The organism is Nordella sp. HKS 07 (assembly GCF_011046735.1).
Lineage (GTDB): Bacteria > Pseudomonadota > Alphaproteobacteria > Rhizobiales > Aestuariivirgaceae > Taklimakanibacter.
Map to the genome: position 1 here is coordinate 1,126,347 of NZ_CP049258.1, position 25,505 is coordinate 1,151,851.

22 protein-coding genes are annotated in these 25,505 nt (G+C 61.4%); 13 read left to right on the forward strand and 9 right to left on the reverse strand.

The annotated features are described in order from the left end of the window. Positions 1–41: 41 nt before the first annotated feature. From G5V57_RS05425 to G5V57_RS05445, 5 genes are all read left to right on the forward strand, one after another. Complete coding sequence (locus tag G5V57_RS05425; RefSeq protein WP_165166538.1) at positions 42–1,457, forward strand: cytochrome ubiquinol oxidase subunit I; 1,416 nt, start codon at positions 42–44, stop codon at positions 1,455–1,457. Further along, entirely contained in the window at positions 1,454–2,449 is a 996-nt protein-coding gene (cydB, locus tag G5V57_RS05430; protein WP_246737544.1) for a cytochrome d ubiquinol oxidase subunit II, read from the forward strand. Before G5V57_RS05425 ends, cydB begins: the two co-directional genes overlap by 4 nt. A gap of 21 nt (positions 2,450–2,470) precedes the next feature. Beyond that, the gene (locus G5V57_RS05435; protein WP_206530205.1) at positions 2,471–2,791 is read left to right on the forward strand and encodes a hypothetical protein; all 321 of its coding nucleotides are present in this window, start codon (positions 2,471–2,473) and stop codon (positions 2,789–2,791) included. Between the two features lie 261 nt (positions 2,792–3,052). Beyond that, positions 3,053–4,951, forward strand: coding sequence for a VWD domain-containing protein (locus G5V57_RS05440; protein WP_165166539.1), 1,899 nt, complete (start codon positions 3,053–3,055; stop codon positions 4,949–4,951). A gap of 224 nt (positions 4,952–5,175) precedes the next feature. Next, complete coding sequence (locus tag G5V57_RS05445; protein ID WP_165166540.1) at positions 5,176–7,389, forward strand: mechanosensitive ion channel family protein; 2,214 nt, start codon at positions 5,176–5,178, stop codon at positions 7,387–7,389. Positions 7,390–7,622: 233 nt separating this feature from the next. Here the strand turns inward: G5V57_RS05445 and G5V57_RS05450 are convergent, their stop codons facing one another. The 4 genes from G5V57_RS05450 to G5V57_RS05465 form a co-directional block, all read right to left on the reverse strand. Further along, positions 7,623–9,176 (reverse strand): DUF4157 domain-containing protein, encoded by a 1,554-nt coding sequence (locus G5V57_RS05450; RefSeq protein WP_165166541.1) that lies wholly within the window; start codon positions 9,174–9,176, stop codon positions 7,623–7,625. Between the two features lie 140 nt (positions 9,177–9,316). Then, positions 9,317–10,066: an SDR family NAD(P)-dependent oxidoreductase gene (locus G5V57_RS05455; RefSeq protein ID WP_165166542.1), complete on the reverse strand. Its 750-nt coding sequence runs from the start codon at positions 10,064–10,066 to the stop codon at positions 9,317–9,319. Between the two features lie 210 nt (positions 10,067–10,276). Next, complete coding sequence (locus tag G5V57_RS05460; RefSeq protein ID WP_165166543.1) at positions 10,277–10,702, reverse strand: helix-turn-helix domain-containing protein; 426 nt, start codon at positions 10,700–10,702, stop codon at positions 10,277–10,279. Between the two features lie 181 nt (positions 10,703–10,883). Further along, complete coding sequence (locus G5V57_RS05465; protein WP_165166544.1) at positions 10,884–12,209, reverse strand: TetR/AcrR family transcriptional regulator; 1,326 nt, start codon at positions 12,207–12,209, stop codon at positions 10,884–10,886. A gap of 487 nt (positions 12,210–12,696) precedes the next feature. On the opposite strand from G5V57_RS05465, the gene G5V57_RS05470 reads away from it, so the two are divergent. From G5V57_RS05470 to G5V57_RS05480, 3 genes are all read left to right on the forward strand, one after another. After that, a complete protein-coding gene (locus G5V57_RS05470; protein WP_246737545.1) occupies positions 12,697–13,083 on the forward strand; it encodes a helix-turn-helix domain-containing protein in 387 nt (128 codons plus the stop codon). A 292-nt stretch (positions 13,084–13,375) separates the two neighbouring features. Next, positions 13,376–14,647: a porin gene (locus tag G5V57_RS05475; RefSeq protein ID WP_165166545.1), complete on the forward strand. Its 1,272-nt coding sequence runs from the start codon at positions 13,376–13,378 to the stop codon at positions 14,645–14,647. A gap of 406 nt (positions 14,648–15,053) precedes the next feature. After that, complete coding sequence (locus tag G5V57_RS05480) at positions 15,054–16,319, forward strand: porin (protein ID WP_165166546.1); 1,266 nt, start codon at positions 15,054–15,056, stop codon at positions 16,317–16,319. Between the two features lie 49 nt (positions 16,320–16,368). Here G5V57_RS05480 and G5V57_RS05485 read toward each other — a convergent pair whose 3' ends face one another. Then, positions 16,369–16,611: a hypothetical protein gene (locus G5V57_RS05485; protein ID WP_165166547.1), complete on the reverse strand. Its 243-nt coding sequence runs from the start codon at positions 16,609–16,611 to the stop codon at positions 16,369–16,371. 22 nt (positions 16,612–16,633) lie between these two features. Here G5V57_RS05485 and G5V57_RS05490 point away from each other — a divergent pair, with 22 nt between their 5' ends. Beyond that, complete coding sequence (locus G5V57_RS05490) at positions 16,634–16,852, forward strand: TOBE domain-containing protein (RefSeq protein WP_165166548.1); 219 nt, start codon at positions 16,634–16,636, stop codon at positions 16,850–16,852. Here the strand turns inward: G5V57_RS05490 and G5V57_RS05495 are convergent. Then, positions 16,849–17,643 carry a class I SAM-dependent methyltransferase gene (locus G5V57_RS05495; RefSeq protein ID WP_206530207.1) on the reverse strand — a complete coding sequence of 265 codons (795 nt, stop codon included), beginning with the start codon at positions 17,641–17,643 and terminating at the stop codon, positions 16,849–16,851. The two genes, G5V57_RS05490 and G5V57_RS05495, sit on opposite strands and share 4 nt — an antisense overlap. A gap of 79 nt (positions 17,644–17,722) precedes the next feature. On the opposite strand from G5V57_RS05495, the gene G5V57_RS05500 reads away from it, so the two are divergent. Then, positions 17,723–18,856 (forward strand): glycoside hydrolase family 3 protein, encoded by a 1,134-nt coding sequence (locus G5V57_RS05500; protein ID WP_165166550.1) that lies wholly within the window; start codon positions 17,723–17,725, stop codon positions 18,854–18,856. A 300-nt stretch (positions 18,857–19,156) separates the two neighbouring features. After that, positions 19,157–19,423 carry a GNAT family N-acetyltransferase gene (locus tag G5V57_RS35140; RefSeq protein WP_371744735.1) on the forward strand — a complete coding sequence of 89 codons (267 nt, stop codon included), beginning with the start codon at positions 19,157–19,159 and terminating at the stop codon, positions 19,421–19,423. Between the two features lie 73 nt (positions 19,424–19,496). Here G5V57_RS35140 and G5V57_RS05510 read toward each other — a convergent pair whose 3' ends face one another. Further along, positions 19,497–20,336 carry an RDD family protein gene (locus G5V57_RS05510; RefSeq protein ID WP_165166551.1) on the reverse strand — a complete coding sequence of 280 codons (840 nt, stop codon included), beginning with the start codon at positions 20,334–20,336 and terminating at the stop codon, positions 19,497–19,499. A gap of 206 nt (positions 20,337–20,542) precedes the next feature. Here G5V57_RS05510 and G5V57_RS05515 point away from each other — a divergent pair, with 206 nt between their 5' ends. After that, on the forward strand, positions 20,543–23,164 hold the full coding sequence (locus G5V57_RS05515) for a LuxR family transcriptional regulator (RefSeq protein WP_165166552.1): 2,622 nt from the start codon (positions 20,543–20,545) through the stop codon (positions 23,162–23,164). A 69-nt stretch (positions 23,165–23,233) separates the two neighbouring features. Beyond that, positions 23,234–23,506 (forward strand): DUF4242 domain-containing protein, encoded by a 273-nt coding sequence (locus tag G5V57_RS05520; RefSeq protein ID WP_165166553.1) that lies wholly within the window; start codon positions 23,234–23,236, stop codon positions 23,504–23,506. Between the two features lie 211 nt (positions 23,507–23,717). Here G5V57_RS05520 and speE read toward each other — a convergent pair whose 3' ends face one another. Continuing rightward, the gene (gene speE / locus G5V57_RS05525) at positions 23,718–24,566 is read right to left on the reverse strand and encodes a polyamine aminopropyltransferase (RefSeq protein WP_206530208.1); all 849 of its coding nucleotides are present in this window, start codon (positions 24,564–24,566) and stop codon (positions 23,718–23,720) included. A 53-nt stretch (positions 24,567–24,619) separates the two neighbouring features. After that, entirely contained in the window at positions 24,620–25,504 is an 885-nt protein-coding gene (locus tag G5V57_RS05530; RefSeq protein WP_165166554.1) for a dihydrodipicolinate synthase family protein, read from the reverse strand. Between the last annotated feature and the right edge of the window lies 1 nt (position 25,505).

Below are 25,505 nucleotides of genomic sequence, written 5' to 3' on the forward strand. Positions count from 1 at the left end.
ATGGACCCGGCGATGCTTAGGATGAAGATTGGGGGTTATGTATGGAACTCGACCCGGTAATCCTGTCGCGGATCCAGTTTGGATTCGTCATCAGCTTCCACATTATTTTCCCGGCCTTCACCATCGGCCTGGCGGCGTGGCTGGCGACGATCGAAGGCGCGCGACTCTTCACCGGCAATCCGCTCTATCGGCGCATCTTCGACTTCTGGCTCAAGATCTTCGCGATGTCCTTCGGCATGGGCGTTGTGACAGGGATCGTCATGGCCTTCCAGTTCGGCACCAACTGGGGTGTGCTGGCCGAGCGGACCGGGCCGATACAGGGTCCACTCCTCGGATACGAAGCCTTCACCGCCTTCATGCTCGAGGCGAGTTTCTTCGGCGTCATGTTGCTCGGGCGCGAACGGGTGTCGCGCGGTTTCTATTTTTTCGCCTGCTGCATGGTGTCGCTCGGGACGATGTTCTCTTCGTTCTGGATCCTCGCCAATAACTCGTGGATGCAGGTCCCGCTCGGGCATGCGATCGTCGACGGCAAGATCATTCCGGCGGACTGGGAGGCCATTGTGCTCGGGTCGGTGATGATGGTGCGTTGGCCCCATATGCTCCTGGCAGCATTCCTGACCACCGCGATGAGCGTCGCCGCGACCGGCGCCTGGTATGCGCTGCGCGGGGCGCACCGTCTGGAAGCGCGTGTCATGCTGCACTGGGGACTTGGAATCGCCGCTGTACTGATCCCGGTGCAGCTGTTCTTCGGCCACCTCACGGGTCTCTATGTGCTCAAGCATCAGCCGGCCAAGTTCGCGGCGATCGAGGCGCGTTGGCAGAGCCAGCAACCGGCCTCGGAGGTCCTGATCGCCTGGCCCGATGCGGGGAGCGAGCGCAATCTTTTCGCGCTTGAGATACCGAGACTCGGCAGTTTCATCGCGTCCGGTAACTGGACCGCCCGCGAGATCGGGCTCGATACCTTCCCCGTGGAGGATCGCCCGCCGGTGCTCATCCCCTTCTTCGGATTCCGCATCATGGTCGGGATGGGGCTGATCATGCTGGCAGTCTCCTGGCTCGGTAATTTCCTGCGCTGGCGCGGACGCCTGGAGACGACGCGCTGGTTCCTTTGGGGGACGTTCCTGTCCTTCCCCGCCGGATTCATCGCAATCTTGAGCGGCTGGTACACTGCCGAGGTTGGCCGCCAGCCATGGGTTGTCTATGGCCTTCTGCGTACTCGCGATGCGGTGACGCCGTCACTGACCACCGGTGACGTGCTCTTGTCGCTCATAGGCTATGTACTGGTCTACGCCATCCTGGGTAGTTTTGGCACCTACTACATCTACAAGCTGCTTCGGCAAGGGCCGGCTGCCCCGGCCGAGCCGATCCCCAACGCTACCGCCAACCGCCCGCTGGCTTTTGCCGATACGGCCGCCAGCGCCACCGGCAGCCAGCTCAGGGCGAAAGGATCACCATGATGGAGCCAAGCACACTCGCCCTGTTTTGGGCCGGGGTTATTGCCGCCGCCATTCTCATCTACGTGATCCTCGATGGATTCGACATCGGTGTCGGCATTCTATTCGGCGTCACGCGCGACGAGGCCATGCGCGGGCAGATGATGACCAGCATCGCGCCGTTCTGGGACGGCAACGAGACCTGGCTGGTGGTGATCGGCGCCAGTCTCTTCGCGGCCTTCCCCGCCGTCTATGCCGTCTTTCTCGGCGCCTTTTACCTGCCGGTGCTATTGATGCTCTTCGGATTGATCTTCCGCGGGATCGCGTTCGAGTTCCGCTATCGAAGCGTCGGCATGCGCCGCTTCTGGGATGGCGGATTCTTTTATGGGTCTGTGCTGGTCGCCTTTGTCCAGGGCGCGGCAGTCGGCGCGATGATGCGCGGCATTCCGGTCGAAGGGATGCAATATGCCGGTGGCGCCTTCGTCTGGCTACATCCCTTCCCGGTCCTGACAGGGATTGGCCTGGTTCTCGGCTACGCATTGCTCGGCGCCGGCTGGCTCGTCTTCAGGACTGAGGCGGCGCTTCGAGACTGGGCCTATTCGCTTATCCCCGGGCTCGTTGCAATGGTCTTCGTGGTGATTGGTATGGCCTTCATCGTCTCGCTGACAATCGATGCCGGCGCCATCGCGCAAAGCAATCTCAAGCTGCGCAGTTGGGGGCTCGTCTTTCCGATCCTCAGCCTGGCGGCCTTGGCGGGCGTTCTCGCCGGTGCGCGGACGAAACGCGACAGCCTTCCGTTCGCGATGACGGTCGCATTCTTTCTGGCGGCGTTTCTGACGCTCGGCGTGATGTTCTGGCCCTTCATGATTCCCTATGCATTGACCATCGCCGACGCTGCTTCGCCAGACGCTTCCTTGCGCTTTTTCTTCTATGGCGGGATCATCGTACTGCCGGTGATTGCCGCTTATACGATCGGGGTGTACTGGGTCTTCCGAGGGAAATTTGAGCGCAGATGAATGCTTCAAACAAAACGATTCTTGGCTTCGCCGGCATCTGGCGGCGGCGCGGGCACCACCTATGCTTACGACGAGGAGGGCAAGCCGGTCCTCATCAAGGAACCGAAACTTCTCAAGGACAATGATGCCGGCAAGCCGGAGGGCATTCATCTGATGATCGGACGCCGGCCGGTGTTCGCCGCGGGCAATTCAACCGGCGATCAGGAGATGCTCGAATATACCGAAGCGGGTGAGGGACCACGGTTCGGCATGCTGGTTCTGCACGACGATGCCGAGCGCGAATACGCCTACGGACCGGCGCAAGGCCTGCCCGACACCAAGGTCGGGTCCTTTGAGCAATAGCGGCGGCGCCGCGTTCGCTCCGCCTGCCCCACTGGCCATAAGTCTGACGCACGACCTTGGCGGCAGGAAGCCTCTCATTGTGGAAAATCGACAAAAAACATGGTATGGTTCTTCTTGTCTCGGTGGTCCTGGAATCGCATCGAGCGCTACGTCGTACATCAAAAAAGTCTAACCTTGCCTACCGATAGGCGAAGAGGATTTTGGTGCGGGCGCTAGCTCGCTTTTCATCCTGGAAGGATGGAGGTAGCTGACATGAGGGCCATGCTTCAACTTCTCGCCGGCTGGGCGAGATTTATCGCCACGTTGTCGACGATCCTCTTTCCGTTGGCGACCTCCTCGACAGAGGCGTTTGCGGGGCAAGTAACCGCAGTGGGAAGCGACGAAATCCCCATCGCCAAAGATCAACAGACCCCGCGGGCTCGTAACGCCAAGGAGCGCGAAGAATGGCAGAACGCCATTGAGCTCGCCCCGGCCCCCAAGAAAGGCTGTTTTGAAGCAAGGTATCCGAATCCCGAATGGAAGGAGGTTCCATGCGTAAAGGCTCCAGATATTCCGATGCCGCCTCGCCAGGGCCCTCGACCACTCGTTGTCGGTAACACCGACGACATCGCGGCTACGGCCCCATCCGGTACGATCTCGTCCACTACGGGATCATTCACCATTGCCGGTGTGACGAGCGAGAGCGGACAAATCGGCAATACCGGCCCGTTTGTAGCAGATGCCTATACTCTGCAGATTAATCCCAATTTCTTCGTTGGCTCAACCGCCTGTGCCGCATCGACCAACGCCAACTGCAGCGGCTGGCAGCAGTGGGTCTACTTCAACGACGGCACCCAGGGCACGATCTTTATCCAGTATTGGCTGGTTAGTTTCGGCGCGACTTGCCCGCCCAACGCGGGATGGACGCACAATGGAGCCGTTGGCGGATCCTGCTTCAAGAACAATACCAGCGGCGCCGTTCAGGTGCCGAACCAACCCATCACCAACCTTGGACAGTTGCGACTGACCGGCCGGGTCAGCCTCACCGAAGATGGCCTCACGCTGACGACAGATACGGGAGCTTTCATCCTGACAGGTGACAATGCGGTTGGCGCGACCGGGGCTTGGCAAATGTCGGAGTTCAACGTGTTCGGTCCTGGTGGCGACAGCACCGGTGCTGGAAGCCAGGCCGTCTTCAATGCCGGATCGACGGTGACGCCGAGGACTCAGATCAACTATGGGGGCACTGCACCGCCCGGGTGCGCCGCCACCGGATTCACGGCCGAGACCAACAACCTCAGTTTCGGGTCTCCTGCGCCCGCGAGCTCACCTCCCGGTCCGGCACTCATCTTTGTAGAGTCGAGCACCGGAGGGGCAACCTCCAACTGTGCCGCCGCGACCGGCGTAGGCGACACGCACCTCACAACGTTCAGCGGATTGCTGTACGACTTCCAGGCGGCAGGTGATTTCCTGCTGGCGCAACGCGGTCCTGACTTCGTCGTGCAGACCCGGCAGGTCTCGGGCCGGCCGGTGTGGCCCGACGCCACGATCAACAAGGCTGTCGCAACCAGGATGGGCAAGACGCAAGTGGCGATCTGCACCGGGCCGGAGCGCCTCGTCATCGACGGCGGCCCGGTCGATATCAAGAATGGCCAGACGATCGGGGTGTCGGACGATGTCGCCGTGTCGCTTATGGGTAATGCCTATATCGTGACGAGCCAGAGCGGTGATAGTATCCGCGCACAGGTCAACGGTCCCTATATCGACGTCTCAGTCGGGCTCGGCGAGTGGCCCACAAAGGTGGTCGGATTGCTCGCCAACCCCGGCGGCAACACCAGCAATCTCGGAATGAGTGACGGCACGATCCTTCCCCTACCTGTTTCGTTCAAGGATCTCTATTATCGCTATGGCGACAGCTGGCGCGTATCTGAAAAGGAGTCGCTTCTGTCGGTATGCGGCGACAAATACGTAGAGCAAAGCAACCCGGATAGACCATTCTACAGCCGGGATCTCGATCCAAAGATCTACGAAAGTGCCCAAGGTATTTGCTTCGCGGCAGGCGTAAAGGAGGGGCCGCTACTCGACGCTTGCATTCTCGATGTGGCGTTCTTCGGGAGGGAGTCCGCTGCAAATGTTTTCGCCAACACCTCGCCACCAGTCGCAGTCCTAGTGGCGCGATGAACTCGGTGTGATCGCGGCAACAGCGAAAAACCGGCGAGTGGCCGAACTTGAAGCGGCAATCGAGAGAATCCGCGTCGGGACTTGGAAGCCGGGGCAGACGCTGTCCAAGCTGTACTGAGCCATTGCGTTCATCCCGGAGATAAGCCGTGTTTGTCAAAGGATGCTCGTCACGATAACTTCTTTCCCGGAGCCTGAACAGTTCGGGTAACCTACTGAGGGTTGGCATGATGTTGCTGCCGTCGCGATTTTTGGCGCTGCTGTTGTCGCCGTGCTTATGCTTGCTGCTTCTCACTATTCTCCCGCAACCCGCCGAGGCGGAGCAGGCGGCGACAGTCAAGGGTCCCGTTAACATTGTTGTCGACGGTACTGAAACGGCGGAGGCGCTAAAGAAGGTCATCGACGAAGTTTCTGGCGACAATCACCCCGTCTCCATTAGTTTTGCCCCCAAACCGCAAGCCACTGTCGCAAGCAAGGTAGCTGAAGATGTCTCGTTTGAGGGCGTCTTTGGCCTGTTCGTGCGCGGGCTGCGGGAAGGATGGAACGCGATCCCAAGGGCGCCGCAATACCTTAGCGATTTTGCCCATTGGTGGCAGTCGGCGCCGGAGTCCCCACGCCTGCTGCTGTATCTATTCAAGTTGCTGGTCTTACTCTGCATATCCGGATTTGCCGGCTGGCTCGCATTGCGGTTGCTCAAGTCCATGGGCCCCGCTCTCCCAACTTCCGATCCAGCGCCACTCGATCAGAAGCTGCGGCCGGCCCTGGCGCGCCTTGCGAAGGACGTTGCGGCGGTCGCTGTATTCATTGCTGTTGCATGGGCTCTTTTCTCGCATTTCTTCAACCCGCTGGCGGCGGAGGGCAAGCTCACTCAACAACTCATTCGCGTCATACCTGCCATTGCGGCTTTTGTCATAGTTGGCCGGTTCCTTTTGTCGCCGGGTGAACCCCGCCTGCAGCTTTTCATGCTGCCGCGCGCCAAACGCCATTTCGGGATTCTCACCGCCTATTCCGCGATCACTATGGTGCTGCTGGCAGTCTTCGTCGAGCTTGGCGACGAGGTCAGCACGGCGAGCACGACTGCCGGAATCTTCATTGTGGTTACGACGTTGGCCCTGCTATTCCGGATTTGGTGGTTTTGGGACGCGAGACACGACATCAGTCAGGTCATACTCTCTGGGGCTCCGGAGGTTGGTAACCCGGGCGTCTTACGGCGCCTATTTGCAATTGCGACGCCTTGGCTTCTGATTCTAATCTCCATGTTGTTATGGGCCATCGGTCGGATTGCTGAAACTTTGCCAGATGGGGAACAATTGGTCGCCGCCTCGAGCGTCACCCAGGTGCTGGTAATTTTGATCCCAATCCTTGCTGTCGGCGCGTCGATGCTCGTAAGGCAGCGTCTTATCGGCACCGATCCTGACCCAATCCCAATACGGGCGGCGTTGCGAACCTTGATGGTTAAGCTTAGCGGCGCGGCTGCGTGGCTTCTCGGGCTCCTTCTACTCGGCTGGACCTGGCGTTCTCATTTGATGGAATCGCAGTCGGCTGAAGGTTTGACGGTACTAAAGAATACCATCAGCATTCTGGCTGTCGTCGTCGCGGCATGGGCCTTGACGAGCTTCCTAAATGCGCTGTTCAGAGCTTATTCGCCGCGTGCGGCGCTCTCTACCGACAATGACGATCACGTTGTCACGGCAACTACCGTACAGACCCGGTTAGGATCGGTCCTTCCCATTTTGCGTGGTTTCACGATCGGCACAGTAGTCGGTCTCACGATCCTCCTGGTCATGAGCCAACTTGGCTTCGACATCGGACCTCTGCTTGCGGGTTTTGGAATATTGGGTCTTGCGGTCTCCTTCGGATCGCAAACTCTCGTAAAGGATATTGTTTCTGGCTTCTTCTTCATGGTCGAAGATGCCTTTCGCGTCGGTGAATATATCGACACCGGTAAACTTAAGGGCACAGTCGAAAAGATCAGCCTCCGTTCGCTGCAGTTACGCCATCAAAGCGGCTTAGTGCACACCATTCCCTTCGGCACGTTAAGCTCTGTCACCAATGCCAGCCGCGATTGGGCGACCGTAAAATTCAGCCTGAGACTTGATCGCGCCGCCGACATCGAGAAAGCACGAAAGGCGATAAAGAAGATCGGGGCCGAAATGCAGTCCGATCCAGAGTACGGAGATGGCTTTATGATGCCACTGAAGATGCAAGGGGTGGATGAAATAGCCGACTCCGCCATCATCATCCGCGCGAAGTTCACAGCAAAGCCGCCGATGGCGAGTTCCATTCAGCGCGAGGCTCTGAAGCGCATATACGTTGCTTTCAACAAAGCGGGCATCGAATTTGCGTCCAACGCCGTCACGGTACGTGGGGGCGGACAGGCTGAAGCTGCGGCAGCGACGACATCTGTGCAACAACCTGCGACCGTCGTTCCCGCCGTCTGAAGCGACCATGCCGCGGAACAAATTGGGCATGTGAAGGACGATTTGCGGCCTCTCGGCCTCGACAGCGTTACGCGTGATCGCGTCGAGCCTGCGGAGTGCAGAAGCGTTACCGCATCGAGCCGACTCGAACGGCTGTCGGATCATCCCATTCCTGATCTGAGGGCCCGAGGCTCGAATTCGACGCTCTAGAACTCTGCCAGCAGACCGTCGCCGGGCGTCGCGCAAGTTCGAGATCAGTTCTTTTCGCGGGAGGGAAGGCTGTTATATGCGGCCTCATCGAACTCCGCCAATATGAACTTCCTCAGCTCGTCGCCGAAATCTTCCTTGTTCTTGGAAATGAACTCCACGACCATTTCTCGCGCGCGCTGCGGAGTTACATTCTTGAGGCTGGGAAGGATTGAACGTTGAGTGTCGATGACTTCGTACAAACGCTTCATAACGGAGAAAGACGTATTGAAAGCTAATTTATCCCCTAGCCTGGTGCCCAGGTCGTCTGCTGCTTCTTCCCTCTTCTTATCCCCCAGACGCATCGCAAAGAAGCTCTCGATGCCATAGGCTTTACCCTCGCCGGGGCCTTTGAGATAGTCTCTTGCGTGAGCCTTGTGGGCAAATTCATGTATCAATGTCTCGCCGAGAAGGCTGAGCGGGTCATCCGTAGACAGTTTCGGAAGTTGCTCGCGGTGCAGCACCCCGATATTGATATCGGTGTACCCCTTGGGATGCTTGAGCCCTTGATCCGTGTCGCCGGCGGCGCCGCTCGTCCTCGCAATATCGTCGGTCAGCTTCCAGTCAGACAAATAGGCACGATAATATGCCACGAGAAGATCGGGGTTGTTTCGCGTGATGCGGCTGAGAGCTGTATCGATGTTATCAAGCACTGGTTGACCGAAATAGCTGCGCCGCTCTCGAAACGCCGCCCGTGCCTCTTTGACCTCTTTGCTCTCCTCCACCAGCCCCTGATCGGCGAACAATTTCGCGATCGAGGGCTCCATGGTGCGAAGGGTGAACAGGGCGACGCCGGTAAGCTCGTAGTTTGCAAATTGCCTGTGCACGACGGGCGGCTTCTTTTTCTTGTCGTCCTCCCCGTACCAACCTTCCACCTGCGTGATGAATGTCGGCAGGGGTTTGATCGAGACACCTGGCGGAATCTGATCGCGCATGGGCCAGATCAGGCGCCCGACAGCTTCAGGTGTCGGGAAATCCCCTTCAACGCTCAGCTGCCACGCTTCACCCTCCGGCTTGATCACGTACTTGAGATCGAGAACGCTGTCGGCGCTCTTGTACTCAGGCAGCGGCTCACGCTGGATGAAAGGACCTGCACGACGCTGCTGCACCACATGTGCCAGCTCATGAGCCATCAGCCGGGATCCGGCTGATGTTCCAGGAGCGAAATGGCCGGCAGCGAATGCTATGTGAGGTCCGACAGTATAGGCAGCCGCCCCCAGACACAGCGCTGACGACGCGGCACCCATATCCGAATGCACTCTCACGTCACTGAAGTCATGTCCAAAGCGCGGCTCGAAATAGGCACGCTGCGACGCGTCGAGAGGCCGCCCCGGAGACGAGAGCACGTCGCGCACACCGGTCGGCGCATTCTGAGACATCGCCAAGGGGGACGCGGCCGGCCCCGGCGCCGGCTTCCCGGCAAGCGCCGCATCCGCCGTGCGATCGGCTTCGCGTTCGAGCGGATCGTCGATACGGCCAATCTGGAGCTTGGGTTGTACAGTGGTTTTCGCCGCGCGGGGCGACGGGCTGTCCGTTCTTGCCTCCTGGACGAAACTGTACATCGCACACCTTCTCAATCGCAAAGGCTCGAGGTCGACGTGGCATCCCGGATGGCGGTCAATATCGCATCGCGGGACAGTTTCTCAAACGGATATTATTCAGCGGCCAAGGACCGGTGACTTTGTGGAGACCCGGCGCGCGTTCAAGCCAGTGACTGTCCGCCGTCGACCACAATCGTCTGCCCTGTCACCCAACTCCCCATTTCACTCGCCAGGAACAGGGCTACCTGCGCGATTTCCTCCGGCTTCCCAAATCGCCCCCAGGGCATGCCGCTGAGCGTGCGCTGATAGAGCTGGGGATCGCTCGTCTTGCGGTTATCCCACACGCCGCCCGGAAACTCGATCGCGCCGGGCGCGATGGCGTTCACCCGGATGCGCTTCGATGCAAGCGCCAGCCCTTGACTCATTGTGTAGTTGACGAGCGCCGCCTTGACGGCGGCGTATGGCAGTGTCCGCGGCACGGCTTTGAGGCCGGAAATAGACGAAATATTGATGATGACGCCGCCGCCCTTCTCCATGAAGGGTATGGCTGTCTGGGTGGCTCGCACCGTCGCCATCAGGTCGACGTCGATACTGGCCCTCCACCCGCTCTCGTCATCCTTCACCCCGAGCCCTGACGCATTGTTGACCAGGATGTCGATGCCATCGAGCGCGTGGGCGGCCTGCGTCACAAAACGCGACGCCGCGGACGCCTCCGCGAGATCGCAGGACATGCTGTAGACTGTCCCTCCGCGCCTTCTTAGCTCAGTTGCAGCCGCGTCGAGCCCCTTGGCATCGCGCGCGCAGATCGCCACAGCGGCGCCCTCGGCCGCGAATGCCAGAGCGATCGATCGGCCAATGCCACGACTGCCGCCCGCTACAAGAACCTTGCTGCCCTTGAATGAGATCTGCATTGCATATCTCCGCGCATAGGTCTCTCTGGAGGTTCCCCCGGCGGATTGGAACTATAATGGATGATTACCGCCCGGTCGATATCGGTTGGCCTCTCAGAAATGGCGACCCAAGCATCGAACCGGGCAAAAGGCAGAGAAGGAGCGCAGGAGCAGCCCCATTGGAACGTCGAAGACTTAGTTTGGATTGATTCAATCCAAACTCAGCTCGATCTAAGCCGCATCCAGCATCTTGACGCTGCGCTTGCCGAAGCGGCTGCGCGCCGACTTGATGTCCGCTCCATGTGCGTCGATCCATTGGGCCAGTTCCGTCACCCGTTCGAGGAAGGCTATGCCCATCGGGGTCAGACTGTAGATCGTCCAGGACGGGAACGTGTCGGAATGGCGCCTCGCCACGAAACCGTTACGAATCAGCTGGCGCAGCGCCAGGCTGAACTTACGCTGTGACACATCGACGACGAAATCGCGCAGTTCGCTGAGGCGCGCCGGCGCTTCATTGAGATGCCATACCAGACGTAGCGTCGCATCGTCGCCCATGCGCTCGAAGAGTTCACGGATAATTGCACGGTGCTCGGTAGCGTGAGCCGACTTCACCTCGCGAACATTCGGCGAGCTTTCTTCCTTAATCAACGTCAACATATATATGGCGTCCCTATTCGCGCATGATCAGGAAACAGTCCGTAGCGGCCTTTCGTCCGATCACGCGCCAACTTGATCAAAATCGACCACGACATCATTTCCGCCCGACGCCGGTGGAATGATCGCGATCCCGGGTGAGATATAGGAGAGCCAAGTCGTCCCGCAAGAAGGGACAAGTTTGTCACTTATGAACATCGGCTGCGCTTCGCCGCGACGCCCCTCGCGTCATGTGTTTCGTGCTCACAACGCCGCGATCCGCGACATCGCGCGCTTTATCGTCCCGTCCCGATTGCGATCTGAACAGCCTCACGATCGCGTCAGCGGTCGCCGAATACTGGGTCCCGAGACGGGCCCGATCGAGTCCCCAGGGATTGGCGTCCGCGCCATGCATGATCAGCAGCAGCGCGTCCGACAGGACCTCGTGCCGCACGCCGCCGAGCCCGCGGCAGACCCGTGCCAGCCATCGCCGTTCGGCCAGCTCGAAATCGCGCATCATTGCCTGCCCCGCCGTCTCGTTCCGCATGGCTTGCATAGCCATTCCGATCATCTCTGTCCTCTTGTCGGCGCCCGCCAGCGCGCCGGCGATCAGCCGGATGAACGCGTCGAGCTGACATGGCGCGCTGCCCGGGTATTTCGCTTCGATTTCCTTGAGGATCGCCTCCGCCTCGGCCAGCGCCGCCTTGAAGCACTGAACGGCCAGATTCTCCTTGGATCCGAAATGCCGGTAGAGCGTCATCTTGTTGCTGTCGGCGGCCGCTGCGATCTCATCGACGCTCGCCGCCAGGATGCCATGCTTGTGAAAAAGGGCGCACCCCGCGGCGAGAATGCGGTCACGCGGCCTAGCGACGTGGCCCGGCGCCTCCGCCGGCTCCCACTTGCCCTGCGGCTCGCGTCGGGCGCGCGTGGCGAGGGGCGCGACCTTTGCCGGGCTCGCGGTGAACAGTTTCGTCAGGAAACGCGCGCATGTGATGAACAAGGCGCCACGGCCTCTCTTGTCGAGGCCCCAGGGATCGGCGCGCACCCCATAGGCGAGAAGCGCAAGTGCGGTCGCCAGGGCTTCCCCGTCGGCGGCGCCGGCCTTGCGGCAAATTCCGGCCAACCGCTTGCGATGCCGCGCGATGAAGCTGTCCAGAAGCGGGCGCGCGGCAGCATCATCGCGTGCCTGGCGGAAGACGGCGAAGATGAGCTCGCTCCTACTGTCGGCACCGGCGCATCCGCCCGCCATCGTGCCGATCCAGTCATCGAGCGCCAAGGCAGGTTCCCCGCGCGTCTCGGCCGCGCGCCACTTGCCGTCGATCTCCTCGATCACCGCCTGCAGGCAGACGACTGCGAGTTTCTCCTTCGAGCCGAAATGTCGGTATAGCGTCATCTTGTTGCTGTCGGCGGCCGCGGCGATCTCGTCGACGCCGACCCCCTTCACGCCGAGGCGCCCGAAGAGTTCGCACGCCGCCGCGATGATGCGTTCGCGCGGTTTGACATCACTGATAGCGCTCTTCCTCACATTCATGAGCTTCCCGCTTGACTTTGTTACTGTTCAGTAACATCATGTGACTCGATAGTAACATACTTGTTCGTGTGACCGACACCGTTTTTCCGAGCCGGACGTCGGCATGTTGACCGCTGCGCCAGGCAGAAGGCGCGTCAATGCGCCGCTCGAGCTCTAAGGAAGCGCGTGTCCCGAGGTTATGATGGCGAAATTGGGGCGAAATCTCTCTGCACAGAGAAACGATGAGAGAGACGCGACGCAAGATGACTCGATCCATCGCGCCGGTGCGGCGCGATTCATCTCCCTGCACGCGTCGAACCGAGCGTCACTTCACCATCATGTGATCGATGCGGCGCCGAGCCGACGGAGAGCGCGCCGCGAATACAATTTGATACCCAATCTTCGTTGTCGGCATGACTCCAATTCCCTATATGCAAATCCGTGAAATCTTCAGAAATAAACTTCGTGGTAAGTGAGAATGAGCCTCTCGACTCAGGAAAATGATTCAATGTCCTCGATGAATGCGGCGGTTGGCGGCGACGACTGCATTGTTGTGCGCGAGATACTCTCGCGCCTGGGTGACAAATGGAGCGTGCGGGTCATTCATCAGGTCGCCGGAGAGCCCATCCGCTTCACCGATCTCAAGCGCAGGTTTGAGCAGGATTCGCCCATCTCGTCCCGCGTGCTGACCCGCACTTTGAAGCAGCTCGAGCGCGACGGCCTCGTTTCCCGTCGTGTTTTCCCAGTCGTTCCGCCGCGCGTGGAGTACAATCTGACTGAGCTCGGAAAGCAGTTTCTGCATTATGCGCAGGAGATCGTCGACTGGACGATTGAGCATCAGAACGCTTTCGAGGCGGCGCGCCGCGAGTTCGAAGCCCAGTCCGCCGAGCAGTAATTTTAGCCTTTCGTTAATCGATGACGCCGCGGAATAGCGCCCTGCGTGGCATTTTTGCGCCCGCCGCCGCGACGATGTGTTTAAGTTACATACTTGTTCCTGTTACCGAAACCGCACAACGGCCGGCAAATCGTCTTCCGCAACGCAGGCGGCAATTGCAATTGCACCATGCGAAAAGTATCCAGCGAGCAACCTCGATTCATAGATGAGAGGTTTGAGGCAATGTTCCCCAGGGGGAAATTTGCTGCACTATCGCAACACGGCGATTGTCGCTGTTTTGAGGGAGAATAGAATGAACATGTTGAAGTGGGCGCTTCTCGGCAGCGCGGCTCTCGCCGTGACCGCCACCGCCGCTCGCGCCGACGAACTCGGCGCGCTCAAGGCTCAGATCGAAGGCCTGCAGTCGCGCGTGACGCAGCTCGAAGCTCAGCCGCAGGCCTCGATGCCGTCGGGCTACAGCCTGCTGTCGATCCGCGACGGCCAGGGCAATTTCCAGGGCGTTCTGCCTGAGCGCGCTGCTGACCGTGTGCGTGATGATTCGGGCTTCACGCTTTCGGTCGTTCCGACCGCCGACGCGGCTCCCGCCGCAGAAGTCTCGGTGTCCGGCGAAATCCGCACCTCGTTGATCTACACGGACTTCCAGAACGACGACAACGCGGACATCAACGTCCGCGGCCGTATCTTCATCAAGGGCAAGGCCGACACGGCCGTCGGTGAAGTCGGTGGCTATTTCCGTCTCCAGGCCAATGGCGGTGGTGATTTCGGCGATTATTCCGAAAACACCAAGATGAACAAGGCCTATGGCTGGTGGAAGTTCGCCCCGGAATGGGAACTGATGGCCGGCTACAACGACAACACCGGCGCCCTCCAGGTGGGTTGGGACTGGCTCGCGGCCACCGGCCCGGTCGCTTCCTTCGGTCCGTCGAACCCGATCAACGAGCAGATGCGCCTGACCTACTCGTCCGGTCCGCTCTCCTTCGCGATCGCGGTCGAAGATGCTGACAATGGCATCGAAGCCGACTTCACGAACGGCACCATCGAGGACGACTTTGGCGACAAGAGCGACCTCCCCAATGTTCAGTCCTACCTGATGTACTCGTCGGATGCCTTCACCGGGCAGATCGTCGGTCTCTATCAGAAGGATGACATCGGCGACAACGACGACTGGGCGATCGGTGGCGGCGCCACGGTCGGCCTCGGCGAGATGTTCCAGCTGACGGCCGGCGCGGTCTATGGCGAAGGCACCGCGTCCTACGCCAACAACCTCGGCCCGCTCACCTCCGATGAAGAGTTCTGGGCCGGTTCGGTCGGCGTTCTTGCCAACCTCTCGGAAGACACCCGCCTCGAGCTGGGCGTCGGCTACGAAGACTACGACCACTCCGGCACCGCCCTCGGCTTCGGCGGCGGCGTCTACTGGGATCCGGTCAGCCAGGTCACCCTGGGTGTTGGCGCCACCTACATCGACTACAAGGACGCCTTGGTTGCCGACGGCAACGAGATCGACGTGGTCGACAGCGAGGACAGCCTTCAGGTGTTCTTCGGCACCTGGCTGCGCTTCCCCTGATAAAGGGACGCGGATTGTAATTTAGTGCCGGTGGTTCCCACTTCCGGCCCCTGAGTTCCGATCCCCTACAGGGACCCCCGCAATGCGAATTGCGGGGGTTTCTTTTGAGTCACAGCGAGACAACAAAGGAACCCTCCCGTAACCGATAACTCAACGCATGCGACTCCCATGCATTGGTGTTCTCTTATCGCCGCGACGCCGAAGCACATATTTGTTCCTGTTACAAATACCCCACAGGCGAAATCAATCGGCATCATGCGCGCGCTGAGCAATTGTGTTTCATCGAGCCTCGGATAAGTATCCGCACAACCTCAATTCATTGAGTGGGGGTTGAGACCGCGCCCATCCGGAGTGTTGTCTCAGAATAGCAACACGGCGCTCTTCGCTGTATTGATGGAGTTTAGGAATGAACATGATGAAGTGGGCGCTTCTCGCTGGCGCCGCGGTTGCCGTGACGGCCACCGCCGCGCGTGCCGACGATCTCGGCGCGCTCAAGACGCAGATCGAGGCGCTGCAGAACCGCGTATCGGAGCTCGAGGCGCAGCCGCAGGCTTCGATGCCGTCGGGTTATAGCCTGCTTTCGATCCGCGACGGCCAGGGTAATTTCGCGGGCGCAGCCCCCGAACGCGCCGCCGACCGCATCCGCGAGGAATCGGGCTTCACGCTCTCGGTCGTTCCGACCGCCGATGTGGCGCCCACCGCCGAAGTGTCGGTGTCCGGTGAAATCCGCACCGCCCTCCTCTATACGGACTTCCAGGATGACGACAACGCGGACATCAATGTCCGCGGCCGTATCTTCATCCGTGGCAAGGCCGACACGGCGGTCGGCGAAGTCGGCGGCTACTTCCGTCTCCAGGCCAATGGCGGCGGCGATTTTTCGGACTACTCCGAAAACGTCAAGATGAACAAGGCCTATGGCTGGTGGAAGTTCGCGCCTGACTGGGAGCTCCTGGCCGGCTACAATGACAACACCGCCGCGCTGCAGACGAGCTGGGACTGGCTTGCCGCCACCGGCCCGACCCGCACCTTCGGTCCGTCCAACCCCTATAACGAGCAGATTCGGCTCACCTACGCCTCCGGACCGCTCTCCTTCGCGATCGCGGTCGAGGATGCCGATGCCGGCGTCAAGTGGGAGAACGGCGAGATCGTCGACGCGTCGGCGGATCGCGGCGACCTCCCGTCGGTGCAGAGCTATCTCATGTACTCGACCGACAGCATCACCGGCCAGATCGTCGGCCTCTATCAGACCGATGATCTCGGCGACAAGGACGACTGGGCGATCGGCGGCGGCGCGGCGCTCCAGATCACCGACGGCATCCAGCTGATGGGCGCGGCGGTCTATGGTGAAGGCACGTCGAGCTTCGCCGGCAACCTCGAGCCGATCACCGCGGACGAGGAATTCTGGTCGGGCTCCGTCGGCGTTCTCGCCAACCTCTCCGATGACACCCGCCTCGAGCTGGGCGTCGGCTATGAGGACTATGACCACGCCGGCAAGGCGCTGGGCTACGGCGGCGGCGTCTACTGGGATCCGGTCAGCCAGGTCACCCTGGGCGTCGGCGCGACCTATATCGACTATAAGAACGCCTCCGTCATCGACGATGGCAAGATCGACAATATCGACAACGACAACAGCCTCGAAGTGTTCTTCGGAACCTGGCTGCGCTTCCCGTAAGGGCGATATGCATCACGCAGACCCCCGCAATGCGAGTTGCGGGGGTTTTTTATTTGGCGCGCGTCAGATGCCCGGTCATGGCGAGCTCCAGGCCGCGGCGTATCTCCCTGGCATGCCGCTCGAAGCTCATCTGGTCGTCGGCGATGTAATAGTCGAAGAGCATGTGCTTCATCGCCTTGAGATAATAGCCGAGTTCGGCCGGATCGACGTCGCTCTGGAGATCACCACGCGCTTTGAGCGCCGCGAGCGTCTCGACGAAGAGCTCGCGCAGCGACGGCGCCGTCGAGGTCATGATCCGGCCCGAGGATATAAGAGTGGGTCGCAAAGGGTCCGACCCGGAGATGACACTGCCCGCCACGCTCATCAACCAGGTCTTCCAGGGCTCCTTCCTCAAGCTCACTTTCGCCGACGCGGCCGGCCGCCAGTACATTGCCACACAGGGCGACAGCGCGCGAAGCCGGACTTTCGCGCCGGGCGAGACGATCGATCTTGCCTGGGACAGCGACAAGGCCGTGGTCTTCGATATCGGTTAGGCCATCGACTTGCGCGCCGTGAGACGGAAAATCGGCTGGCGCACCTCGATGCCCTTTTCACCTGTCGCATCATGGAGCCGCGCGAGCTGCGCCCACGCCCGATCGATGGAGAAATCCGGGACAATGAAGGGCAGGCTCTTCAGATACCAGGCGAATGCGCCGACATCGGCGAAACGCATGAGCTGAGCGCCTTGCGCCTGCTCCTCGATCGCGAATCCGGCTTCGATGATCTGGCGGATGGCGAAATCCAGATCCCATGCCTTCGCGATCGGCGGCGACGTCTCGCCGAGGAGACGATGAAAATCCCGGGCAATGGTGGAGGCGACCTGCTGGGTGACGAAGCATCCGCCGGGCGTCAGAATGCGCAGCACCTCGCTGGCCACATAGGATTCATGCCGGTTGACCACCAGATGAAAGGAACCGTCGGGAAAAGGCAGCTCGCCTTCCTCCGCCCCCTCCTCCTGCTCGATATTCTCCGGCGCGCCGTCGACCGCGATGACTTCGATGCCAAGCGGTGACAGCCGCGCTTTTGCCACCGGCACATTCGGTGCCCAGCCTTCCGTCGCCACGACCCGTCCGGGCAGGCGCCGCGCGCTCAACCATTCGCCGCCGCCGGTTCCCATGTCGAGAAGATCGGGAGACACTGCCGCCATGGCATCGACAAGGGTGCCGAAATCCCAGGGCTCCTCGGTGACGATCCGCCCGCCATAGGAATGGTCCCAGCCTTCGAAAGGCCGCTGACGCGCTTCCGCCATGAGATCGTCGAATTTCCCCACCTTCACTGCCCCCATTAAGACCTTGATCACCATAATGGGCTGACATATCAGCAAAGAGCACCGCGGCAAGCCGCTTTGCGCAAAGGACCAGAAGATGGACTTGGAATTCGATCTCGGCCGTGGCCCGCAGTCTTTTGGCCATCGCTTCCTCATCGGCCTGCAGCAGAGCCCGGTGCTCGGCGATCATGACAAGAAGCTGCTTTCGACGCTGCGTCCGGCGGGCGTCGTGCTGTTCCGCGCCAATTTCCTCGCCAACGCGCCTTATGACGAATGGCTCGCCTCGCATGCGAAACTGCTGGCCGATGTGCGCGACTATATCGGCCGCGACGAGGTGCTGATCTGCATCGACCATGAAGGCGGCGGCGTGCTGCGCCCGCCCGCCCCCATCACGCCCTTCGCCTATGCACGCGAATGGCCGGCCCAGGCTGGGGCGGTCGGCCGCGCCATGGGCGTCGAATTGCGCCATCTCGGCTTCAACGTGAATTTCGCGCCGGTGCTCGATGTCAATTCCAACCCGGCCAATCCGGTCATCGGCCCGCGCTCCTTCGGCACGACGCCTGAAGCCGTGGCAGCTCCGGCGCGCCATTTTCTCGACGCCATGCAGGCGGAGGGCGTGCTCGGCTGCCCCAAGCATTTTCCCGGCCACGGCGACACCGGAGTCGACTCGCATTATTCACTGCCGGTGATCGATGTCGATCCCGACACCTTCCGCAAGCGCGAGATCGAAGCCTTCCGCACCTTCACCGATGCCAGGACGCGCCTGTTCATGACCGCCCATATCGTCGTTTCGCAGGTCGATCCCGGCATCCCCGCCACCATGTCGCGGGTGATCCTCAATGACATCCTGCGCGGAGAGCTCGGCTACAAGGGCGTTGTTGTCACCGACGATCTCGGCATGGCGGCGATCTCCTCCAAGCTCGATCAGCCGGAGACGACGCAGCGCATCGTCAATGCCGGCGCCGACCTTCTGTGCATGTGCGCCTATTGGGCCGACACGTCGCGCATCCTGAGGATGATCGACTTCATGCAGGCCGGGCTGAAGGACGGCACGCTCAAGGAGGAGACTTTCCGCACGTCCCATGAGCGGGTGGCCGCCCTTCTCGCCGACGCCCCCAGGCACGACGTCAAAAGGCTCGGCGAACAGACTTACGAGCAGCATGCCGCTCTTGCCCCCTTGCGGCCCCGCGCACCCGTCCCGGCCAACGCCACGGGCGCGGCGAAGATCTAGTCTAACAGCCGAGGCATGACCTGACGTCGCCTTGCGACATGAAGATTATTGGTAAGCCGAGCGACCACTATGCTGCGGTGCCCGTGCGCTGTCTGTGCAAAATCGACACTACGGAGTAGTCATGAAAAACTCGGAAGTCACTATCCGCGCTTATCAGGCATCGGATCTTCCCGCGCTTTCAACGATCTGGTTTGAAGCTTCCCGGCAGGTTCACGCGTTTCTGGGAGATGACCGGCTGCGCGAGCAGAGAGAGTTGGTAGAATCCGTCTATCTGCCGGAATCCGATACTTGGGTCGCCACATGCAACGGAGAGCCCGTAGGTTTCCTTGGGCTGATGGATGCCTACATTGGCGCCCTGTTCGTCTCAAGTATCAAGGCGGTGGGATTGGTCGTGCCCTGGTCGCCCATGCTATTCAACTCAAGGGAAAGCTCGAGGTCGAGGTCTATGAGGCCAACGAAAACGCTCGCTCATTCTACGAGCGAATGGGGTTTGTAGAAGTCTCCCGCGCAGGTGAAGATGATGAGGGTTTGCCGTTCGCGGTCATTCGCATGGGGTACACCAGCTGAATCCTGGAGCGGAGAGGCACATCCGCCTGAGAAGCTGCAAATGAGATAGCCCTGCCGGGAACAAGGATGGATATCAGACGATAGCGAGCATCCATATCTCGCCGGTGATGACGATCAAGAGAGCAATTCCCACCGCGGAAGCGAGATACTGCGCCAATCCATTGCGACGCTGGACCACTTTCAGATGGAGAGCCTGATCCCAGCCGGTAGCGCCGCTCATCTTCAGTTTTCGATAGGCAATGAACAAGGTGATCAGGCTGACTATGGGAATGCCAAGCCCGAGACCTTGGCAGAACACCCTCGCTTCACGCTTGAATGACCGGGTGACACCTATGGGCCTGTCCGTCTCGTCCAGCACGCGCACGCCAAACAGCCACTTGCCAAGAGTGCCGCCGGTCAGGCCGATCAGCAGAGCGTTCGGAATCAGGGCCAGAACGAAAGCCAGGAAAAACCGGGCGGCGATGCTGCCAGGTTGTGTCAGAGCACCGGTGATTCGCTCGATGATCTGCGGGTCAAGGAAAGTGAGCCCGATCCCGATCAGGAGCATGATGATCCCCGTCCACAGCGACATGTCCAGGCAACGGGCGAAATTGCGTCGCCAAGGATGCGGTGTTTCATCCATCCATTGCCGCGCATCGACCAGTGCCGGTGGCTCATGCGGCGCGGCGAAGAAATCCTCTCTTGGCGCTATGTGCAGGGTGCTTTCATGCCAGCTCGAATTGCGACTCGGCTGCTGCGGCCCGACATAGAACTGGGCAAAGGTGGACGCGGGCATCCACTCGACGCAGCCGGGGCGCCACAGGAGCGTCTCGCCATTGATCGAGGATACTGAAATGAGCGACTGGATTTGATCGCGCGTGAACGGACCTGCCTCATACACACCATTCAAGAAGAACCACTCGGCGACCGACATTCATGCCCTCGGAATATTTACCTGCCGCGATATGAGGGAATCCTGGCGCGGCGTCAATCAAGCGGATCCCCGTGAACAAAATTTTGACCTGGAAAGAACGGTGGCAAAAATCTCGCCTTTCAGACTGGTTTCATGAAATACTCCGCTTCTCTTGGCCGTATCCCGCGGGTATCCCGATTGCCCCACAACGCAGACGTGCCAATGCCATGCCGCTTCTGGAACGTGACCGTGACCTGAGCCTGCTTGCCGCCGCCTTGGACGACGCGATGACCGGCCAGGGGCGTGTCGCGCTGGTCAGCGGCGAGGCCGGCATCGGCAAGACGTCGCTTATCAGCCATTTCATCGCGCAGAGCGGCAAAGCGGCGCGCGTGCTCACCGGCTACTGCGATTCCCTCTTCACGCCAACTCCTCTGGCGCCGCTCCACGACATCGCACATGAACTCGGCGGCCGGCTCCTGGCCCAGCTCGAGAGAGATGCGCCGCGGGCGCATCTCTTCGCGACGATGCTGGATATCTTGCGCGATCCGGCGCAGCCTACTTTGCTTGTCTTCGAGGACATTCACTGGGCCGACGAGGCGACCCTCGATCTTCTCAAATATCTCGGCCGCCGCATCGCCCAGACCCGCTCCCTGCTAATCCTCAGCTACCGGCCTGACGAGATTGGCGCCCGGCACCCCTTGCATCTGCTTCTGGGTGATCTCGCCTCGTCGCGCGCCACACTTCGCCTTGCTCTGCGACGTTTGACCCTGGCGGCGGTCCGCGATCTCGTGGGCAGCCGTGAAGTCGATGCCGCCCTGCTCCACCGGCAGACGGCGGGCAATCCCTTCTTCCTTACCGAGGTGCTCTCCGCCAACGGGCACGGCATACCGGATTCGGTCAATGATTCGGTCCAGGCTCGACTCGCCAGGCTCAACCCATCCGCCCGGCATGTGCTCGAAACGGCCGCGATCTATGGCAGCCGCATGGGCCAGGCGCGGCTCGAGGTGATATGCGGCGCGGCCGCCGAGGATATCGACGCCGCCATGCGCTCAGGCCTTCTCGAAATGGCGGGACAGGAGATCATTTTCCGCCATGAGCTGGTGCGCGACGCGATCCTGGCGGCGCTGGCCCCGGGGCAACTTCGCGAATTGTGCCGCCGCATCCTCGCGGCGATGCGCGCATCGGGCATCGATCGCGTCGATCTGGCGCAAATGGCGCATCTTGCGGAGGGCGCCCAGGATGCCGAAGCCGTTCTCGCCTACGGGCCGGACGCCGCCAAGGCCGCAGCCGCAGTCGGCGCCCATCGCGCCGCCGCCGCGCAGTACAAGCGCACGTTCGCTTTCGCCCAGGCGCAGCCGCCGGCACAACGCGCCCGGCTCCTCGATTCTTACGCTGAGCAATGCGCCATCATCGACAATCTCGGCGAGGCGATCGCGGCCCGCCGTCAGGCCATCGGACTATGGCGCGAGGCGGGCGATCCCCTGCAGGAAGGCGCGACACTCTCCAATCTCGCCTGGCCGCTCGTGCGCAGCGGCCAGAATGCCGCCGCCGAGGACGCGAGCCGGCAGGCGATCACGCTCTTGGAAGCGCTGCCGCCGACGCGCGAACTCGCCGCAGCCTGCCGCATGCAGGCGCATCTGCGCATGCTCGACCGCGACAAGGCGCCGGCGGTGCATTGGGGCAAGCGGGCGATCGAGCTGGCGACGCGCTTCGAGGACAGGAGAACGCTCGCCTCGGCCGAGCTGGTCGTGGGGGCCGCCATGCTGGTGAGCGGCGACGACAATGGGCTGCCACATTACAATAGAAGCGTCGCTCTGGCCCGCGCCGACGGCATGGATGATCTTGTCGGTCTCGCCTTTCTCAATCTCGGCTCTTCCTATGGCGAGCTCTATCAGTTCGACAAGGCCGAGGCGCTGCTGCGCGAAGGCATCGCCTATGCGGAGGATTGCGACCTCGATCATTCCAACAACTACATGTCGGCCTGGCTCGCTCTGACGCTGCTCTACAAGGGCCTCTGGGACGAGGCCGGCGATCACGCGACCGCGGTCGTCAACTGTCCCAACTTCTCGCTCGTCAGCAAGGTCATGGCGCTGGTGGCATTGGGCCGTCTGCGCGTGCGGCGCGGCGATCCCGGCATCGATGCCGTGCTCGACGAGGCGCTCGATCTGGCACGCCAGACCAACACGCTGCAGCGCCTGGCACCGGTCCATGCGGCGCGGGCCGAAGCCGCCTGGTTCGCCGGCGACAAGCCGCGCGCCGCGGCCGAGGCGACGGCGGCCTATGAACTGGCCATGAGTCACCGCCATCAATGGCATGTCGGCGAGTTTACCTACTGGCGCCGGCGCGCCGGCGAGGACGTCTCGCCACCCAGATGGTGCGCCAAGCCGTTCGCCTTGCAGATCGCCGGCGACTGGAAGGGGGCCGCCGCCGCCTGGCGCGATCTCAAATGTCCCTACGAAGAGGCGCGCGCCTTGGCTGACGGCGATGGCTCGGCGCAATTATCGGCGCTCGATATCTTCGATCGGCTGGGCGCGGCACCGGCGGCCGCTCTCCTGCGCCAGCGCCTGCGCGAGACCGGAACGCGCCGCATACCGCGCGGCCCCCGCGCCACGACCCTCGGTAATCCGCATGGGCTCACCAGCCGCGAGATGGGCGTGCTCGACTGCCTTGCTTGCGGGCTGAGCAACGGGCAGATCGGCATAAAACTTCATATCTCGCCCAAGACCGTCGACCACCACGTCTCGGCGATCCTGGCGAAGCTCGCCGTGAAAACGCGCGCCGAGGCCGCCGCGCATGCGTTGGCTGGCGGGCTGGTCGGCCAAAATAGGGAAGTGCCGATGCCAAAATAGGGAGACCATCCCGATGTGGCGCCAAGCGGCGCCGGATAGGCTCCATCCGCTAACCACAAGGAGCCGATCATGCCACGCTATGTCATCGAAAGAACCTTTCCGGACGGCCTCGAAATTCCGATGAACGACAAAGGTGCCGCAGGCACGCTCAAGGTCGTCGGCCGCAATGCCGAGGAAGGCGTCACCTGGGTCCACTCCTATGTAACCCAGGACAAGAAGAAGACCTTCTGCGTCTATGACGGACCGACGCCGGAAGCCATTCGCAAGGTCGCCGAGCACAACGGGCTGCCGGTCGACCGCATCAGCGAGGTCCGGGTTCTCGATCCTTATTTTTACCTGTGACCGTCAGAACCAGCGCGCTCTCCCAGCTCACAGCTGTTCTCGCCAGATGGCTGGGAACGGCGTCCGAGGAGAAGCGCAGCATCGCAAGGACCGACAGGCTGAACGGTCACCTGATGAAGGATGTCGGTCTTACGCGTGAGAAAGAGGCCCTGAAGCACTGGCGAGACTTTATGTAGAGTCGGCCCGAATGGTCACGGACCTTTCGGGCCCATCACTCCATCAGGTCGAGCATATATTGCGGCAGCGCAAAGGACGCCTGATGGATCTCAGGGTTGTAGTAGCGCGTCTTGAGGCCGCTCGCGGCGAAGCGCTCACGCAAGGTCGCGAGCGGCACATGGCGCGCCTGTGGATCGACGGCCCCCCAGCCGAAACTCATGCTGCCACCGATATAGGTCGGCACCGCGGCATGGAAGAAATGCCGGTCGGGGAAAGACTGCGCCAGGTTCTTCGCCGTCTGGCGCAATTCGTCGGGCTGCAGGAAGGGCACGCCATTTTGCGTTGCGAGAATGCCGCGCTCGCCGAGGCGTTGCCGGCTTAGCCGATAGAAGTCGTTGCTGAACAGGCTGGCGGCGGGCCCGATCGGATCGGTCGAGTCCGACAGGATCACGTCGAACGTCTGGGCGCTCTCGCGTAGGTAATCGAGTCCATCGGCGATGATGAGCTTGAGGCGCGGATCGTCCAGCGATCCGGCTGAATGATTGGGCAGATATTTGAGACACATGTCGATCACCGCCTGGTCGATCTCGACGGCGACGATCTCCTCGATGCCCTTGTGGCGCGTGACCTCGCGCACGATTCCGCCATCACCCACGCCGACGATAAGCACCTTACGCACCGCGCCATGGGCGAGGATCGGCACATGCGCCAGCATTTCGTGATAGATGAATTCGTCGGCCTCGGTCGTCTGCACCGCGCCGTCGAGCGCCAAGACGCGGCCCATGCGCTTGTTGCGGAAGATCACCAGATGCTGATGCTCGGTGCGTGTCTCATAGAGCACCTCGTCCACGCTGAAGCGCTGGCCGTAATCGGCATGAAGGCTTTCGACGAAATCCTGCAGCATGTATGACGATCTCCCGGAATGCGAACCGAGCCTCGAATAGCCACTCGGCTGGCTTACGGCAAGCGCCCAAGATCTCGTGCGAGGCGCTCCGTCACCTCAAGCCCGAAGGCGGTCGGGCCGAGGACTGGCGCCCGGTCATGCACCGGCCCCAGCCCCAAGCGCAAGGCGGTTAGCCTCTTGCCATAGGTGATGAGCGTGTCGAGCGACTGCATGACGAAGACGATGGTCGGCAGAGCGCGACGATAATGCACGTCCGCCTCCTCCAGGCGCCCACCGCGATAGGCATCGATGGCGTGCGCGATGACGTCGATCGCATCCGGCGCCACGATCACACCGGCGCAGCCCGCCCGAAGATTGTCGATGAGCTCGAGCCCGCCCCTGCCGTTGAAGACCGGAAAGCCTGGGCCGAGCCCGGCAATCGTCTCGGCGATCTCGATCGCCGGCCCCTCGCCTTTCAGCATCTTGAGGGAGGGCACGCGACGCGCCAGATCGGTAACGCCCTGCATATCGAGGCCGATGCCGAGATAGGCCGGCGCATTCTGGATGCCGGCGGGAAGGCCGGACGTGCCGATCACCTCGGCAAAGAAATCGCCGAGCCTTTCGGGCGCGATGCGGTCCTTGGGCGGCGGTTGATGGATCAGCCAGTTGGCGCCGGCGCTCCTGGCGCGGTGGGCTTCCGCGATCTGCTCTTCCGCGGTTGCACCGAAGATCGTGAAGGCCACAGGCACGCGGCCTGCAACATCCTCCGCCACCCAATCCATGATCTGGTGGCGTTCGTCACGCGAAAGCTTGGCGACTTGGGTGGCGAGTCCCAGCGCAGCGATGCCGTGGGCGCCGGCCGTGATGCTGCCCTCGACCTTCCGGCGCATGGCGGCGCGGTCGAGCCGGTTCGTGGCATCGAAGAAGGCATAGAGAATGGCATAGGCGCCGGAGAACATG

Bases quoted from the DNA above. Each gene is read 5' to 3' on its own strand.
- G5V57_RS05470 (WP_246737545.1), top strand. From the start codon at position 12,697: ATGTCCTCGATGAATGCGGCGGTTGGCGGCGACGACTGCATTGTTGTG.
- G5V57_RS05520 (WP_165166553.1), top strand. From the start codon at position 23,234: ATGCCACGCTATGTCATCGAAAGAACCTTTCCGGACGGCCTCGAAATT.
- G5V57_RS05480 (WP_165166546.1), top strand. From the start codon at position 15,054: ATGAACATGATGAAGTGGGCGCTTCTCGCTGGCGCCGCGGTTGCCGTG.
- cydB (WP_246737544.1), top strand. From the start codon at position 1,454: ATGATGGAGCCAAGCACACTCGCCCTGTTTTGGGCCGGGGTTATTGCC.
- G5V57_RS05510 (WP_165166551.1), bottom strand. From the start codon at position 20,336: ATGTCGGTCGCCGAGTGGTTCTTCTTGAATGGTGTGTATGAGGCAGGT.
- G5V57_RS05485 (WP_165166547.1), bottom strand. From the start codon at position 16,611: ATGACCTCGACGGCGCCGTCGCTGCGCGAGCTCTTCGTCGAGACGCTC.
- G5V57_RS05465 (WP_165166544.1), bottom strand. From the start codon at position 12,209: ATGAATGTGAGGAAGAGCGCTATCAGTGATGTCAAACCGCGCGAACGC.
- G5V57_RS05440 (WP_165166539.1), top strand. From the start codon at position 3,053: ATGCTTCAACTTCTCGCCGGCTGGGCGAGATTTATCGCCACGTTGTCG.
- speE (WP_206530208.1), bottom strand. From the start codon at position 24,566: ATGCTGCAGGATTTCGTCGAAAGCCTTCATGCCGATTACGGCCAGCGC.
- G5V57_RS05500 (WP_165166550.1), top strand. From the start codon at position 17,723: ATGGACTTGGAATTCGATCTCGGCCGTGGCCCGCAGTCTTTTGGCCAT.
- G5V57_RS05515 (WP_165166552.1), top strand. From the start codon at position 20,543: ATGCCGCTTCTGGAACGTGACCGTGACCTGAGCCTGCTTGCCGCCGCC.
- G5V57_RS05450 (WP_165166541.1), bottom strand. From the start codon at position 9,176: ATGTACAGTTTCGTCCAGGAGGCAAGAACGGACAGCCCGTCGCCCCGC.
- G5V57_RS35140 (WP_371744735.1), top strand. From the start codon at position 19,157: ATGCAACGGAGAGCCCGTAGGTTTCCTTGGGCTGATGGATGCCTACAT.
- G5V57_RS05530 (WP_165166554.1), bottom strand. From the start codon at position 25,504: ATGTTCTCCGGCGCCTATGCCATTCTCTATGCCTTCTTCGATGCCACG.
- G5V57_RS05425 (WP_165166538.1), top strand. From the start codon at position 42: ATGGAACTCGACCCGGTAATCCTGTCGCGGATCCAGTTTGGATTCGTC.
- G5V57_RS05455 (WP_165166542.1), bottom strand. From the start codon at position 10,066: ATGCAGATCTCATTCAAGGGCAGCAAGGTTCTTGTAGCGGGCGGCAGT.
- G5V57_RS05475 (WP_165166545.1), top strand. From the start codon at position 13,376: ATGAACATGTTGAAGTGGGCGCTTCTCGGCAGCGCGGCTCTCGCCGTG.
- G5V57_RS05460 (WP_165166543.1), bottom strand. From the start codon at position 10,702: ATGTTGACGTTGATTAAGGAAGAAAGCTCGCCGAATGTTCGCGAGGTG.
- G5V57_RS05495 (WP_206530207.1), bottom strand. From the start codon at position 17,643: ATGGGGGCAGTGAAGGTGGGGAAATTCGACGATCTCATGGCGGAAGCG.
- G5V57_RS05445 (WP_165166540.1), top strand. From the start codon at position 5,176: ATGATGTTGCTGCCGTCGCGATTTTTGGCGCTGCTGTTGTCGCCGTGC.